Origin of the sequence: Kitasatospora sp. NPDC048365, assembly GCF_043200835.1 — a bacterium.
GTDB lineage: Bacteria > Actinomycetota > Actinomycetes > Streptomycetales > Streptomycetaceae > Kitasatospora > Kitasatospora terrestris.
The window spans coordinates 15,343-30,262 of sequence record NZ_JBICYJ010000064.1 but is presented as its reverse complement, the minus strand read 5'-3'; the positions used below and the strand labels follow the sequence as shown (position 1 = coordinate 30,262).

The window sequence follows — 14,920 nt, the reverse complement described above, 5'->3', positions numbered from 1 at the left end:
GGGCGTACGAGGTGCCGGAGGTGCAGGTGGGGGCAGGCTCACCGGCGGTTGGTACCGGGGCCCGGCGGGAGGACGGTGCGGATGGGCGACGAGGTGGCGGCGGATCCGGCGGCGGCGCTGCTGAGGATCCGCGACCTGCACGGACGGCTGTACGGCCTGGGCTTCCTCGCCGACCGGCAGGGCACCGTGGTGACCGCCCACGAGACGGTGGCCGGGCTGCCCAGGGTGGTGCTGCACACGCCCGGCGGGCAGGCCCGGGTGCTCGGGCCGGAGTCCGTCGACCTGCTGCCCGCGCGGGGGCTCGCGCTGCTGCGGACCGCGGCCGTCGGCGGACTGCCCGGCCCGGCGCTGCCGATCGCGGCGGACGCCACCGCCCGGCTGATCGCGGTGCCGCACCAGCGCTGGGAGGACGGCGAGCCGGTGCTGGTCCAGGGCGGGGTGGTCGGCCGGGACACCGTGATGTACCCGTACGGCGAGGCGTTCCACCTGGTCGAGGGCGCCCTGCTGCTGGAGCTCGCCGGGACGCCGCTGGCCGGGGCGCCGGTGCTCGACGCGGAGACCGGCGCCGTGCTCGGCGTGGTCGCGCCGCGGCTGCGCGGCGGCCCCGAGGGCGCCGTCCGGGCGGCGTCGCTGGGCGGTGCGGGAGCCGACCGGGCCGGGCCGCTCGGTGCGCTGCTGGCCCGGAACGCGGCCGACGTCCCCGCGTACGGGCGGGCGCTCAACCTCGGCGGGGTGCTGCGGATCGCGTCCGCGCAGCTCGCCGCGGCGAGCGCCGGCCACGGCCGGATCGCCGACCTCGCCGCCGACCGGGTCGACCGGGCGGACGGGATCAGCGGCGAGGAGCCGCAGCAGCCGCTCACCGTGCTGCTGGGCGAGACCGGCAGCGGACGGACCACCGAGCTCGCCGCGCTGACGGTGCGCCGGAGCGGCGGCGGCCACCCGCTGCCCACGCTGTGGCTGCGCGGCGCGGACCTGGAGCCCGCCGACCGCTCGCTCGCCGACGCCGTCCAGCGGGCGCTCGCCGGGGCCGCCGGGACGCTCGGCGTCCCGGTGCCCGGGGCGGACGCGGTGGCCGCGCTGTGCGAGGCGGCGGGGCGTCCGCTGCTGGTGGTGCTGGACGGGCCGGAGGAGGCGCCCCTCGCCCTCGGGCAGGCGTGGCTGCGGGCGGGCGGGGAGTGGCTCCGGCGCTGCGGCGCCCGGCTGCTGACGGCCTGCCGACCGGACGGCTGGGAGCAGCTCGCCGGCTGGCACGGCGAGGCACGGCTGCTGTGGCTCGGCGGGCTGCCGGCGGAGGCGGCGGCCCGGGCCGCCCGGCGGTACGGCCTGCCGGAGGGCTATCTGGCGCCGTCGGAGGCGGGCCACGCGCTCGTGCTGCGCCTCGGCGGGGAACTGGCGGCGGCGGGCGCCCGGGGGCCGGTACCGGGGCGGGAGGAGGCGTTCGCGGGCTGGTTCGACCTGGGGTGCCTGCGCGTCGCCCGCCGGGTCGCGGCGGCGCGGACGGTACGGCGGCCCGGGGCGCACCGGCGCGGCGGGCCGCTGCCGGCGGGCGAGGACGCCGGGCAGGTCCGGCGGCTGGCGGCGGAGGCCGCGGGGCGGCTGCACGACGCGGCGCGGCTGATGCTGGGGGCGGGCCACGGGGGGCTCGCCGCCGCGGAGTTCGAGCGGCTGTTCCCGGTGGCCGGGGGCTGGGCGCGGGCGGTGGTGGAGGCGCGGCTGCTGACGCCCGCGGGCGCGGGGTACCGGCCGGGACACGAGGAGTGGGGGGAGTGGCTGCAGGGGCTGCACCTGGACCTGGACGCGGCGCTGCGCCTGCTGCTGACGGAGCAGGGGGAGAAGGGGGCCGACGGAGGCGACCCGTGGGCGCGCGGGCCCGCGCCCACGCCGGGGGCGGGCGAGAGGGGTGCCGACGGGCGGGAACGGGGTGCCGACGGCAGCGGAGCGGGCACCGAAGAGGCGCTCCACGGTCGCCGGGAAGCCCCCCTGCGGCCCGGAGGGGGACGGGCCGGCCCGGCGGAGGAGCCGGCGGTCGGTGGGTCGCCGGGCGTGCCGGAGGGGGGCGGCGGCCCGGCAGGAGCGTCGCACGGGGTCGGGCGGGGGCGGGCCGGGGTGGTGGTGGCGGCCCTGCGGCGGGTGGGGGAGGTGCACGGCGCGGGCGCGCTGGACGTGTGGCTGCACCGGATCCGGCTGGCGCTGGACCGGGTCGAGCCGGGCGGCGAGGCGGACTGGTGGGCGGGCCGGCTGCTGGCCGCCGGGGTGACGGGCAGCCCGGACGTGGCGGTGCACCGGGAGCTGCTGGCGGTGCTCGCCGAGCGCGCCCGGAGCGACCCCCGGTTCGGGGCGGCGTTCTGGGCGGCGCTGCCCCTCGCCCCCGTCGACCGGCTGGGGCTGCTGCGCCGCCTGGTCGGGGTGGACACGGTGTTCGACGCCGCCACCGCCGAGCTGCTGACCGCCGACCCGGGAACGGTGCTTCCGCTGCTGTGCGGCTGGTTCGAGGGCGCCGACGAGCGGGCCGGGGACCTCGCCGAGGAGCTGCTGTTCACCCATCGGGCGCTCGCCCTGGACGAGTTGACGGAGGTGCTGGTCGGCGCCGCGCACCCCCGCGCGGACCGGCTGCTGGGCCGGCTCGCCGTCCAGGAGCCGTCCGCGCTGTGCCGGGCCGTCGACCGGTGGAGCCACGACCCGCGGCCGGAGCGGCACGTGGCGGCGGCCGTGCACGCCCGCCGCACGGCGCCGCACGCCGGCGGCTCGGGCCGCCGGCTGCTGCGCCACGCGGCCCGTAGGCTGCTCGCCCGGGAGGACGAACCCGCCCTGCACGGCGCCGCGTTGGCGCTGCTGCTGGACGACCCGGAGTGCCGCGCCGAGTACCTGCCGGCCGCGCTGGCGGCGTACCGGGCGGAGGACCCCTTCCTGACCCCGGAGGTGCTCGTCGGGGCGGTCGCCGACCACCCCGAGCAGGTGCTGGCGGCGCTGCGCGAGCGGCTGGCCGCCCCGGCGGCGCCGGTGCGCGAGGTGCTGGCGGTCCTGGCGGCCGCGGAGGGCGAGGAGGCGGCGGAGCACGGCAGGCGGTTCGCGGCGGAGCTGCTGCGCGAGCGGCCGGAGCGGGCCGGGCAGGTCGCCGAGTTCCTGGACGCGCTGCTCGCCGCGGGCCGGGACGCCCGCCCGCTGCTGGCGGAGGTACTGGCCGCCGCCCCGGCCGTCCGGGTGCCGTTCGCCGCGGTCCTGGCCGCGCCGGACGGTGGGGCGGAGACCGGGACGGGCGACGGGAGGGACGGCGGGACGGAGCGGACGGAGGTGCCCGGGCGGGGACGGCTGCTGGACAGTCTGCTCGCCGCCGAGCAGGATCCCGACGTGCTGGTCGCGGTGCTGGAGCGGCTGGCCGACCGGTACGCCGAGCACGAGCCCGGACGGCTGCGCGAGCTGCTCCGGCGGATCGGCGGCCGCTGGGACGGCGCCGACGCGGTGCTGGCCCGCTGCGCGGGCCGCTCGGCCGGTTTCGCCCGGCTGCTGGCCCAGTGGCCTGCGGCGTCGGAGGCGGAGCGTCGCACCGATCACACCGAGCCCCTTCCGGTGCCGAGGCAGGGGCGGGCGCATGGCACGCTATAGGGGTTCAGGTTTGGATGTTCGAGTGCACCGGGTGTGCACGGCATAGGAACAAGGAGCGGTCAGGTGCAGCGCTGGCACGGCCTGGAGGAGATCCCCGGGGACTGGGGGCGCAGCGTCGTCACCATCGGATCGTTCGACGGAGTGCACCGGGGCCACCAGCTGATCATCGGCCGGGTGGTGGAACGCGCGCGCGAGCTCGGCGCGAAGTCGGTGGTGGTCACCTTCGACCCGCACCCGAGCGAGGTCGTCCGGCCCGGCAGCCACCCGCCGCTGCTGGCGCCGCAGCCGCGCCGCGCGGAGCTGATCGAGCAGCTGGGGGTGGACGCGGTGCTGGTGCTCCCGTTCACCGCCGAGTTCTCCAAGGAGTCGCCGGAGTACTTCGTCCGGTCGGTGCTGGTGGACGCGCTGCGCGCGCGCCTGGTCGTCGAGGGGCCGAACTTCCGCTTCGGGCACAAGGCGGCCGGGGACGTCGCGCTGCTCACCGAGCTCGGCCGGGCGGACGACTTCGAGGTCGAGGTGCTCGACCTGCAGGTGCGCGGCGCGGCGGGCGACGGCGAGCCGTTCTCGTCCAGCCTGTGCCGGCGGCTGGTCGCCGAGGGCGACCTGACCGGCGTGGCGGAGATCCTGGGCCGTCCGCACCGGGTCGAGGGCGAGGTCGTCCGGGGCGCGCAGCGCGGCCGCGAGCTCGGCTTCCCGACCGCGAACGTGGACACCGTGCAGCACAGCGCGATCCCGGCGGACGGCGTGTACGCGGGCTGGCTGACGGCGGCGGGGGAGCGGATGCCGGCCGCGATCTCGGTGGGCACCAACCCGACCTTCGACGGGACCAGCCGCACGGTGGAGGCCTACGCGATCGACCGCGTCGGGCTCGACCTGTACGGGCTGCACGTCGCGGTGGACTTCCTCGCGTACCTGCGCGGGATGGAGAAGTTCGACTCGATCGACGCGCTGCTGGAGCGGATGGCGGACGACGTGAAGCGGGCCCGCGAGCTGACCGAGTAGGACCGCGGGAACGACGGACGAGGGGCGCGAGATCACTCGCGCCCCTCGTCCGTCTTCCCCTGCTACTGCTGCGGCGGCGGGTAGCCGTACCCCGGCTGCTGGCCCCAGGGCTGGCCCTGCTGGGGGTAGCCCGGCTGCTGCGGGTAGGGCGGCTGGCCCTGCGGCGGCTGCCCCTGCTGGGGGTAGCCCTGCTGCTGCGGGTACGGGGGCTGCTGCTGCCACCCCTGCTGCTGCGGGGGCTGCTGCTGGTAGCCGCCCTGCTGCTGGCCCTGCCAGCCGCCGGCGGCCTGCTGGGCGCGGACGATGTCCTCGCCGACCAGCGCGGCGAGCTCGAAGTACGCGTCGCGCACCTTGGGCCGCATCATCGCCAGGTTGACCTCGGCGCCGGCCGCCAGGCTCTCGTCGAAGGGCACCACCACGACGCCGCGGCAGCGGGTCTGGAAGTGCGCCACGATGTCCTCGACCTTGATCATCTTGCTGGTCTCGCGGACCCCGGAGACCACGGTGATCGAGCGCTGCACCAGGTCGGCGTAGCCGTGCGCGGAGAGCCAGTCGAGCGTGGTGGACGCGGAGCTGGCGCCGTCCACGCTCGGGGTGGCGACCACGATCAGCTGGTCGGCGAGGTCCAGCACGCCGCGCATGGCGCTGTAGAGCAGGCCGGTGCCGGAGTCGGTCAGGATGATCGGGTAGTGCTGGCCGATCACCTCGACCACCTTGCGGTAGTCGGAGTCGTCGAAGGTGGTGGAGACGGCCGGGTCGACGTCGTTGGCGACGATCTCCAGGCCCGAGTGCGGGTCCTGCGAGGTGAACTGGCGGACGTCCATGTAGCTGCGCAGCCGCGGGATGGCGGTCACCAGGTCGCGGATGGTCGCGCCGGTCTGACGCTTGATCCGGCGGCCGAGGGTGCCGGCGTCCGGGTTGGCGTCGATCGCGATCACCTTGTCCTGGCGCTCGCTGGCCAGGGTGGCCCCGAGCGAGGTGGTGGTCGTGGTCTTGCCGACGCCGCCCTTGAGGCTGATCACGGCGATCCGGTAGCAGGACATCACCGGCTGGCGGATCAGCTCCAGCTTGCGGGCCCGGTCGGCCTGCGCGCCCTTGCCGCCGAACTGGAAGCGCGGCTGCTGGCGCTGCGCCTTCGGCTGGCCGCGCAGCAGGCGGTCCGAGGACAGCTCCACGGCGGCGGTGTAGCCGAGCGCGGCACCGTGCGCGGTCTGCGGCGGCGCGGCCTGGAACGCGGCGGAGGCCTGCGCCGCGCCCTGCTGCGGGTACGCGGGCGGCTGCGGCCAGCCGCCCTGGCGCGGGTCGGCGACCGGCGGCTGGGTGTGCGGACCGGGCTGCTGCGGCTGCTGGACCTGCGGCGGACCGGGCTGCTGCGGCGGGGGCGGGCCCCACTGCTGGCCCTGCTGCGGGTGCTGCTGGTACGGCGGCGCGGGCTGCTGCTGCATCGGCGGCTGCTGCTGGTGCGGGCCCGGCGGCGGGACCTGCTGGGGCCCCGGCTGCGGCGCGATCGGCGGCTGCTGGTGCGGGCCGGGCTGCGGGCCGGGCGGCCACGCCTGCGGCGGGTACGGCTGCTGCTCGGCGTGCGGCGGCAGCGGTCCGGGCTGCGGCGCGACCGGCGCCTGCTGCACGGGGGGCTGCTGCACCGGGGCCTGCTGGACCGGCTGCTGCTGGACGGGCGGCTGCTGCACCGGAGCGGGCTGGACGGGCTGCTGCTGGACGGGGGGCTGCTGCACCGGCGGGGTGGCGACCGGCGGGGTGGCCACCGGGGCCTCGGCGACCGGCGCCACCGGGACGGCGGGCGGAGCCTCGGCCACCGGTGCGGACTCGACGGCCGGGGCCGGGGCAGGCTCCGCCACGGGCTGGGCGGCTGCCGCGGCGTCACCGCCCGCCGCGTCCGGCGCGGTCGGGGCCGCGGCCTGCGCCGTCGCACCCGTGTCGGCGCCCGGTGCCGGGTCCGTGCTCTGCGTGTACCAGGACGGAGGCGTGTAGTCCGGGGCGTCCGACCAGTCGTCGTCGTCCTCCGCCGCGTTGTCGCCGACGTAGACGCCGTCCCGATCGCTGCTCACTTGGGCTCCCTCGTGTTCGCCGCCGCTGTTCGCGGTGCCGTCGGGCATCAAGACTAGGACGTGGACACCGGTTGTCTGAAGGCGGTGCCCGAGGTCCGTCGTCGTGTACGCAGGCCGGGGACGGAGTGCGTCAACATCTCAGCGACCTCCTGTCACCTGATGTTCACTCCGTCCCCGGCCCGGGTGCGCGCGTCCGGCGCGCGGTCAGTCCATGCGGCGCGGGCCGCCCAGCACCTGGGTCTCGGCGTCGCCGGGGTTGGTCATCACGTACTGGCGGCGCATCCGGGTGGCCCACAGCGTCACGTTGTCGGGCACGGTCGGCAGGTAGGTGAGGTCCTCGGCGCTGAGCGAGAGGATCCGGCCGACCAGCTCGGCCTCCTGCGGGGAGACCCGCTGGACACCGACCAGGTCGGCGGCGTTGAGCACCCGGGAGGCGTTCGGGCCGAGGTACGGCAGCAGGGTCAGGGTGGTCTGCCACGGCGCGGCCGACAGCCGGCTGCGGGACGGGCGGGCACCGAGGTCGCGGACCACCAGCACCGGCGAGGCCACCGACGCGCCCTGCGCGCCGAGCCGGCCCACCGCGTGGACGGTCACGCAGGGCTGGCCGCCGCCGGCCGCCTGCGCCATCGGCGCCCAGGCCTGCGGACGTCCGGTCTCCACCGCGACGCGGGCCCCGATCGCGGCCGCCCGCAGGGCGATCACCTGCGCCGTCCACATGCCGCCGACCAGCACCACCTCGTAGGCGGACGGGCGGAACAGGCCGAGCACGGCGGGCTGCTGGTGCTGGTCGGTGCCGATCAGCACGCCGTCGTCGCCGACCGGGAAGGACAGCGCGCCGAGGTCGTCCAGGGTCAGCACGTGCTTCTCGCGCCGCGGGCCGCGCAGGCCGAAGCCGGGGCGGATCCGCCGGACCCGGGCGGGCTCGGCGGACTGCGGCGCCTGGTTGGGATAGGTCTGATAGGCCATCAGGAAGTCCCTCCCAGGGGCAGGGTGGCGAGCATGCCGGGAGCCTGTTCCAGGTCCAGGCGGGTCAGGTGGGTGCCGGACTGCTGGGCACGCTGCTCGACCATCCGGCCGACCTGGGTGACCTCGCTCTCGCTGCGCCCGGTGAGCCGCAGGTGGCCGCTGATCGCCACCGCGCCGCCCAGCCCGTGGCCGGCGGTCAGGCTGAAGGTGGAGGTGAACGCGGGCGTCCCGGTCAGCTGGTTGACCAGCTCGGGCGCGGCGACCCGGCCGCTCCCGCCGGGCCGCGACAGCTGCGGCCACTTGGAGATCCAGTAGGTGGTGTGCCAGCGGTCGTCCACCCGCCAGAAGCGGTTGGACTCCTGGGTGCGCCGGGCACCCGCGCCGCCGCCGCCCGAGCCCTGCCGCCCGGCCACCGCCATCGGGTTGGCGCAGGAGGAGATGGCGAGGGCGGCGATCAGCTCGCGCTCGTCCAGGACGGTCACGGTGAAGCCGGCGTTGTTGAGCCGACCGGCCAGCTGGTCGGTGACCCGCTGGAGGGTCTTGCGGGCGCCCTCCTCGCCGCCGCCGCGGGCCAGCACGGCGGTCGCGGCGCGCTCCGGGTCGAGCTTGAGCGCGACCCAGGTGAGCCGCAGGCCCGGGGTGGAGACGCCGCCGGGCAGCTGCTGGTACGCCCGCGAGGCGAGCGAGCCCTCGGGCAGGTGCGGCGCGGGGGCGGGCTGGGTGTGCTGCACCAGCTGCACGGACTCCAGCTCGATGTCGTCGACGCGCAGCACCGAGCACACCACGTCCAGCGGCACCGAGGCCCGGTGGGGGCGCATCGGCTCGTCCTTGGACTGCACCAGCAGCACCGAGGTGAGGAAGGTGCCGTCGCCGACCATGCCGGTCTCGCGGCGCATCGGACGTCCGTCGCCGAGGTCGGTCTCGGTGGCGTGGGTGCAGGTCTTCAGCGCGGGCTCCAGCTCCATCACCGGGGCCAGCGCCGGGTCGGTGCCGGGCGGCGGCACGTTGAACTTCGCCTGCTTGCGGCGGGAGTTGAAGGTCATCCGGACCCCGAGCGCCTCGCCGGCCGTCCGGCCGCCCAGGCGCAGGACCGCGACGACCAGCAGGATCAGCGCGGGCACCGCGAACACACCGGCCATCATCGGGCTGATGGTCCATCCGACCGCGACCAGCGCGGCGGCAACCTCCAGCTGGACCAGCTGCTGGAGCTGGAGCCGGCTTCCCAACAGGCCCGGCCTGGGCAGGACCTTGAGCGCCACCGGCCCGGTGGCGGGCGCGGACTGGCCCCGACGTGAGCCGCGGCCGTCCGGCCCCCGACCGTGCGATGTGCTGCGTCGCGCTGGAGCGGACTGGCTTGGCATCCCCCGATTTGCCCTCTCTGCTCGTTCCCACGGCCCGGTTGGTCGGGCGGCGAACCGTACCCGTACCGTACCTACCGTCTGCTGCCGCATCGTAGAGGGTGGGCTGCGGCCTCCGCCGGGCGGGTGGCAGACTCACGCACTGCGGAAGCGCGCTGACGCCCGCACAGACGGCAGGTCACACAGGGGAGACGGGGACGAGCATGGCATCACGCCGGGACGAGCTGAACGCCTACACCTTCGCGCGCAAGCGCATGGTCGGGGCCTTCCTCCAGCCCAACGGCGGCGGCAACGACGAGGACGCACCGCGTCCCGTCCGGGCCGTGCTGCCGAGCGTGGTGGTGGCCGCCGTGGCCGTGGCGGGCTTCGGCATGTGGGGCGTCATCAAGCCCGCCGCGCCGCTGCACTGGGACGAGGGCAAGAACATCATCCAGGGCAAGCAGTCCACCACCCGGTACGTGCTGCTGCCGGAGGGCGAGGGCGCCAACCGCCACATGGTGCTGCACCAGGTGCTGAACATGTCCTCGGCCCGGCTGGTGCTGCCGGCCGGCGCCCAGGTGCAGATCGTCGCCGACGACGTGCTGGACAAGTACCAGTGGCGCGGCCCGACGATCGGCATCCCGTACGCGCCGGACAAGCTGCCCAAGGAGGCCGACGCCGGGCAGGCGAAGACCTGGTCGGTCTGCGACCGACCGGGCACCGACGCCAACACCCAGGCCACCATCAACCAGGCGGTGTTCGTCGCGGCGGCCAAGGAGGCCGCGACCCTGGCCGACCCCAAGCTGCGGCTCGGCGACGGCCAGGTGCTCTTCGTCAAGGGCCCCAAGGACGGCAAGGTCGACGGCGGCCGCTACCTGGTGGACGGGCGCGGGGTGCGCCACTCGGTCGGCACCGAGGGGACGGCCGTCACCAAGCCCTCCCTGGTGACCGCGCTGTTCGGCGACGGCGCTCAGCCGCAGGAGGTCACCGACGAGTGGCTGCGGACGCTGGAGAACGGCAACCCGATCACCTTCCCGGTGGTCAAGGACTTCGACGGCAAGGTGCAGCCCTCCACGGTGGGCCTGACCAAGACCGAGGACAAGCGGGTCGGCCGGCTGCTGAAGTTCCAGAACGACGCGTACTACGTGGTCGGCAAGGACATGCTGTTCCAGATCACCCCGTTCCAGGCCGAGCTGATGCGGCTCAACCCCGCGCTGGCGCCGATCTACAACGGCGCCACCCCGAGCTACGGCGACCTCACCCCGCAGGACCGGAACACCCTGCAGAGCAAGATCGACAAGTCGATGATGACCGCCGAGGCCACCAAGGACTGGCCGACCGAGAAGTCCCCGGCCGTCAACATCGGTGCCAAGGGCAGCCGTTCGGTGGTCTGCTCGTCCTTCGACGGGATCGAGAACGGCGTCGTCAAGCGCTCGGTCTGGGCGCACACCGACTACCCGGTGACGGTCTCCTCCGGCTCCGCCAGCGCCCATGTGACGCCCGGCCACGGCCTGCTCTTCCGGGCCGTGGACGGCCAGGGGCAGGACAGCTCCGGCAGCGACTTCCTGATCACCGAGACCGGTCTGCGCTACTCGCTGCCGGCCAACGGCGACGGCGGCCAGGCGGCCCCGGCCGGCGGCGCCTCGCCCGCCCCGCAGGCGCAGACGCAGGAGAAGAAGGAAGCCAACGAGTCGCAGGCCCGGCTCGGCTACAAGAACGTGTCACCGGTGCAGGTCCCGCTGGCGTGGGCCCGACTGGTGCCGGCCGGCCCGGTGCTCGACACCAACGCGGCCATTCAGGCGCAGAACGCCTGACGATCCGTCAGGACGCCACGCCGGGTCGAGTGTCATGGTCTGGTAACTACCCGCTACCCGGTGTTGGGCGTACGGCGGTTGACGGATACAGTGCTACCCGGACCCACATCCGTGGTGTCCGGACGGGTGGTCAGAGTCATGGCCGCCCCGACGTAGTCAGTCTCATGGGGGACGGTGGAAATGTCTGGTCAGTTCACGACGACCGCTGAGGAAATGATCGCGTTCGCCAACCGGATCGGTCAGGTGAACCAGGATGTTCAGCAGGAGATCGGCAAGCTGAACAACCTGGTGAGCGAGATCAGCGCCGGCTGGCGCGGCGAGGCTGCCACTGCCTACCAGCAGATGCAGACCCGGTTCAACGAGGACGCCAACGCGCTGAACAAGGTGCTCGACGAGATCAAGCAGGCCATCGAGGCCACCACCAAGGCGTACCAGCAGACCGAAGCGGACCAGCGGTCCTCGGTCGGCGGCATCGGCGTCTGAGCCTCGGCGGATTCGGTCGAATCCGCAGCCTCTTCATCTGCGGCCCGTTGAGGGCCGCTCGACTTCCATCGACAAGGAGACACCATGTCCGACGGCGGCATCCTCGTTAATTTCCAGACCATCTCGGGTGCGGGTACCGAGGTGCGTCAGACCGCTTCGCGCATCCAGTCGCAGCTGGACGACCTGAAGGCGGGCGTGCAGCGCATCGCCAGCGCCTGGTCCGGTGCGGCTCAGGAGGGCTACCAGGCCCGCCAGAACGAGTGGGACCGCAAGGCGGCCGACCTGCAGCAGGTGCTCGGCCAGATCGCCACCGCGCTGGACAACGCCGCGCAGAGCTACCAGGCGACCGAGAACGCCAACAAGGGCATCTGGGCCTGATTCTCGGCCTGACGGGGGAAGCACAGCAGCGCTGAACAGGGCGGGCGTCCGGACGGGCGCCCGCCCTGCTGGCGTGACGACAACGGGGAACTGAGGGGTAGCAAGGTGTCGTTGGGTACGTTCCGCAGGGCCGCCGCCGTGCTGGTCGTGCTGGGGGTGGTCGGGGGCACCGCCGCGGCGCCCGCCTTCGCGGCCGGGCCCTCGGCCGGCGCCGCCGACGGGGCCGGCGGGGTCCGCTGGTCCCCGATGTCGATAGCCGCCGCGGGTGAGTGCACGTTCCCCGCCGCGGACGTGAAGAGCAAGCCGTGGGCGCTGCAGCGGGTGCTGCTCGACCAGCTCTGGGCGGCCGGCACCGGCAAGGACGTCACGGTCGCGGTGATCGACACCGGCGTGGACGCCAGCAACCCGCAGCTGGCCGGCAAGGTGATCGACGGTGGTTCGCTGCTCAAGGACCGGCAGACCGGCAAGCCCGTCGAGGGCACCGGCGTCACCGACAAGGTCGGCCACGGCACCAAGGTGGCCGGCATCATCGCGGCCCGTCCGCTGCCCGACCGGACCGGCTTCGTGGGCCTGGCGCCGGACGCCAAGATCCTGGCGATCCGGCAGAACGACAGCGACGGCAACGGCGACGTGACCACCCTGGTGGCCGCGATCAACCAGGCGATCACGGCCGGCGCCAAGGTGATCAACATCTCCCAGGACGTGCGCGCCGACAACGACAAGGGCGAGTTCGAGGGGCGGGCCGCCCTGGAGGATGCCCTGAAGCGGGCCGAGAGCGATAACGTCGTGGTGGTCGCCTCGTCCGGCAACGACGGGCGCGAGGGTGACACCTACCCGGCCGCCATCGAAACGGTGCTGGCCGTCGGTGCCTCCGACCGCAACAACGAGCGCGCGCCGTTCTCGCAGTACGGCGACTTCGTCGACATCGCCGCGCCCGGGGTGGACATGCTCTCCACCGTGCCGGCCGGCGGCCAGTGCGTCGACAACGGCACCAGCTTCTCCGCCCCGTACGTGGCCGGACTGGCCGCGGTGCTCAAGGGCATGTACCCGAAGTGGACGGCCCAGCAGATCCGCACCCGGATCGAGCAGACCGCGCAGCGCAACGAGCGCGGCGCGAACCGCTTCATCGGCTGGGGCGTCGTCGACCCGGTGAAGGCGGTGCAGAGCGAGGCCGCTCCCGCCGGGTCCCCGAGCCCCGACGCCAAGGTGAAGCTCGACACCGTCCCGATCGTGGCGCAGCCGCTGGGCCTGGCCGAGACCCAGGCCGACCGGGACGCCCGCACCGCGACCTTCGTGCTCGGCGGCGGCGGCCTCGCGGTCGCCGCGCTGGCCGGCGGCGCCGTGGTGCTGCGCGACTTCCGCCGCCGCCGCGGCGAGCACGCCTGAGACCCCGGCTACGACAGCGGCCCCGCCCGGAGCTTCCGGGCGGGGCCGCTGTCACGTGCGGGGCAGGATCAGACCTGCTCGTCCTCGGGGACGGTGATCACCCAACGGCTGTCCTGCCGCGGGCGCAGGTAGAAGACCCAGTAGAGGCTGGCCAGCACGGTGATGCCGGCGGTGTAGAGCAGGGCCATCTTGTCCTGGCTGTACAGGGTGTAGGCGAGCGCGACGATCACCAGGATCGGCAGGGCCGGCCAGAGCGGCTGGCGCCACGCCGGGGCGTCCTTGTGGTGGCCCTTGCGGGCGAACAGCGCGGCGACGGCGACCAGCAGGTACAGGGCGGCGACCGCCACACCGGTGATGCTGGTCAGCTGGTCCTGGGGGACGAAGCAGAGCACCGCGCCGGGGATGCCGACGGCCAGGGTGGAGATCCACGGGGCCTTGAAGCGGTTCAGGGTGCCGAAGGCCCGGTTGAGCGGCTCCGGCCACGCCTTGTCACGGCCGGAGGCGAAGAGCACGCGGGAGTTCTGGATCACCATCACGATGCCGGCGTTGATGATGGCCAGCGCGATGCAGAGGCTGACGAAGGTGCCCACCGAGCTGCCGGCCCAGCCGGCCACCAGGTCGGAGATGTTGCCCTCGGTCAGCGCGGCCAGGTCGGGGGCGCCCACGGTGATCGCGGCGACCGGGACCAGGATGATGACGACCGACAGGCCCAGGGTCCACAGCACGGTCTTGGCGACGTTGGTGCGCGGGTTCTCCAGCTCCTCGGAGAGGTAGATGGCGGTGGAGAAGCCCTGGGTGACGAAGAGCGCGGTGCCCATGCCGGCCATGATCAGCGCGAGGGTGACCGGGCTGGCGCCGCCGTTGCCGTCGGCGACCTGGCCGTGCAGCAGGCTGCCGAGGCCCCGCTCGCTGTTGGCGAAGCCGAGGAAGGAGACCACGGCGCAGGCGATGACCTCGAGGACCAGGAAGATGCCGGTGATCCAGGCGTTGGCCCGCAGGTCGAGCAGACCGGCCACGGTCGCCGCGATCATCACCACGGCGCCGGCGATCTTGGGGTCGACCTGGATGATCGGCGCCAGGTAGTCGGCGGTGCCGATCGCGATCAGCGAGGGCACGATCATCACCACGATCAGTGACTGGATGAAGACCAGCCAGCCGGCGAAGCGTCCCGCCAGGGTGCCGACCATCGCGTACTCGCCGCCGGCGCTGGGGATCAGGGTGCCGAGCTCGGAGTAGCAGAAGGCGACCGCGACGCAGATCAGCGAGCCGATCGCGATGGTCAGACCGGTGAAGGTGCCCAGCGAGTTGAAGAGCTCGGGGACGATCACGAACAGTGAGGAGGCCGGGGTGACACACGACAGGGTGAGCAGCGTGCCACCCACGACGCCCAGCGATCGGGAGAGCTTCTGCGGGTTCCCGGAGGCTGAACCGCCGCCCTCCGGGGCGGCGACCTGCGGGTGAAGCGTGTCGGTCATGGGGCTTCCGATCGACTGGCGGGGGTTGGGGGTGGGGAGCGGTATCGCCTCCGAAGGCTTGCCTGGCGGTGTGGTGTTCTCATCGCTCCCGGTTGGCCAGGGTGCCCGTGTGCATTGGTCCAGTCAACGCGGCGGGAGCTACGGAATTCGTTGCGGGGGGCAACATAGTCATGCACCGCCCATGCTAAATCCCGGTAAATTCCGCTCGAATCAAAGGTGGATACAGCCGGAGACCTTCGATTCGAATGACATCCTCCGGGGCGTCGAGCGGCCCGCAACGCGCCGCGGAGGTACGGGAACCGCAGCTCACCAGCAGAAACCCGAAGATAACGTTCTGGCACCGTCCGGGCGGCGAGATGCCACGAGGGCCGGGTTCGTCGGAACCCGGCCCTCGTCGTTACACCCTGTTA

General features: G+C 74.3%; 10 protein-coding genes. 6 read left to right on the top strand and 4 right to left on the bottom strand.

Translation table 11 applies throughout. The features are described from left to right. The first annotated feature begins 81 nt into the window (after positions 1 to 81). Together ACGFX4_RS37995 and ACGFX4_RS37990 are read left to right on the top strand one after the other, a co-directional pair. Positions 82 to 3,603 (top strand): hypothetical protein, encoded by a 3,522-nt coding sequence (locus tag ACGFX4_RS37995; RefSeq protein WP_393085063.1) that lies wholly within the window; start codon positions 82 to 84, stop codon positions 3,601 to 3,603. A gap of 63 nt (positions 3,604 to 3,666) precedes the next feature. Then, positions 3,667 to 4,605 (top strand): bifunctional riboflavin kinase/FAD synthetase, encoded by a 939-nt coding sequence (locus ACGFX4_RS37990; protein WP_393085060.1) that lies wholly within the window; start codon positions 3,667 to 3,669, stop codon positions 4,603 to 4,605. Positions 4,606 to 4,667: 62 nt separating this feature from the next. Here the strand turns inward: ACGFX4_RS37990 and ACGFX4_RS37985 are convergent, their stop codons facing one another. The 3 genes from ACGFX4_RS37985 to eccE all read right to left on the bottom strand — a co-directional run bounded on the left by ACGFX4_RS37985 (position 4,668) and on the right by eccE (position 8,863). Next, the gene (locus tag ACGFX4_RS37985) at positions 4,668 to 6,671 is read right to left on the bottom strand and encodes an AAA family ATPase (protein WP_393085057.1); all 2,004 of its coding nucleotides are present in this window, start codon (positions 6,669 to 6,671) and stop codon (positions 4,668 to 4,670) included. A gap of 204 nt (positions 6,672 to 6,875) precedes the next feature. Beyond that, positions 6,876 to 7,637 (bottom strand): hypothetical protein, encoded by a 762-nt coding sequence (locus tag ACGFX4_RS37980; protein WP_393085054.1) that lies wholly within the window; start codon positions 7,635 to 7,637, stop codon positions 6,876 to 6,878. After that, positions 7,637 to 8,863 carry a type VII secretion protein EccE gene (gene eccE, locus ACGFX4_RS37975; protein WP_393085052.1) on the bottom strand — a complete coding sequence of 409 codons (1,227 nt, stop codon included), beginning with the start codon at positions 8,861 to 8,863 and terminating at the stop codon, positions 7,637 to 7,639. Before eccE ends, ACGFX4_RS37980 begins: the two co-directional genes overlap by 1 nt. 335 nt (positions 8,864 to 9,198) lie before the next feature. On the opposite strand from eccE, the gene eccB reads away from it, so the two are divergent. From eccB to mycP, 4 genes are all read left to right on the top strand, one after another. After that, on the top strand, positions 9,199 to 10,788 hold the full coding sequence (gene eccB / locus ACGFX4_RS37970) for a type VII secretion protein EccB (RefSeq protein WP_393085049.1): 1,590 nt from the start codon (positions 9,199 to 9,201) through the stop codon (positions 10,786 to 10,788). A 180-nt stretch (positions 10,789 to 10,968) separates the two neighbouring features. Then, positions 10,969 to 11,271, top strand: a complete 303-nt coding sequence (locus tag ACGFX4_RS37965) for a WXG100 family type VII secretion target (protein ID WP_393085046.1) — start codon at positions 10,969 to 10,971, stop codon at positions 11,269 to 11,271. An 84-nt stretch (positions 11,272 to 11,355) separates the two neighbouring features. Further along, positions 11,356 to 11,649 (top strand): WXG100 family type VII secretion target, encoded by a 294-nt coding sequence (locus tag ACGFX4_RS37960; RefSeq protein WP_393085043.1) that lies wholly within the window; start codon positions 11,356 to 11,358, stop codon positions 11,647 to 11,649. A 105-nt stretch (positions 11,650 to 11,754) separates the two neighbouring features. Next, positions 11,755 to 13,035 carry a type VII secretion-associated serine protease mycosin gene (mycP, locus tag ACGFX4_RS37955; RefSeq protein WP_393085040.1) on the top strand — a complete coding sequence of 427 codons (1,281 nt, stop codon included), beginning with the start codon at positions 11,755 to 11,757 and terminating at the stop codon, positions 13,033 to 13,035. Positions 13,036 to 13,103: 68 nt separating this feature from the next. Here mycP and ACGFX4_RS37950 read toward each other — a convergent pair whose 3' ends face one another. After that, positions 13,104 to 14,510, bottom strand: a complete 1,407-nt coding sequence (locus ACGFX4_RS37950; protein ID WP_393085037.1) for an APC family permease — start codon at positions 14,508 to 14,510, stop codon at positions 13,104 to 13,106. Positions 14,511 to 14,920: the final 410 nt, after the last annotated feature.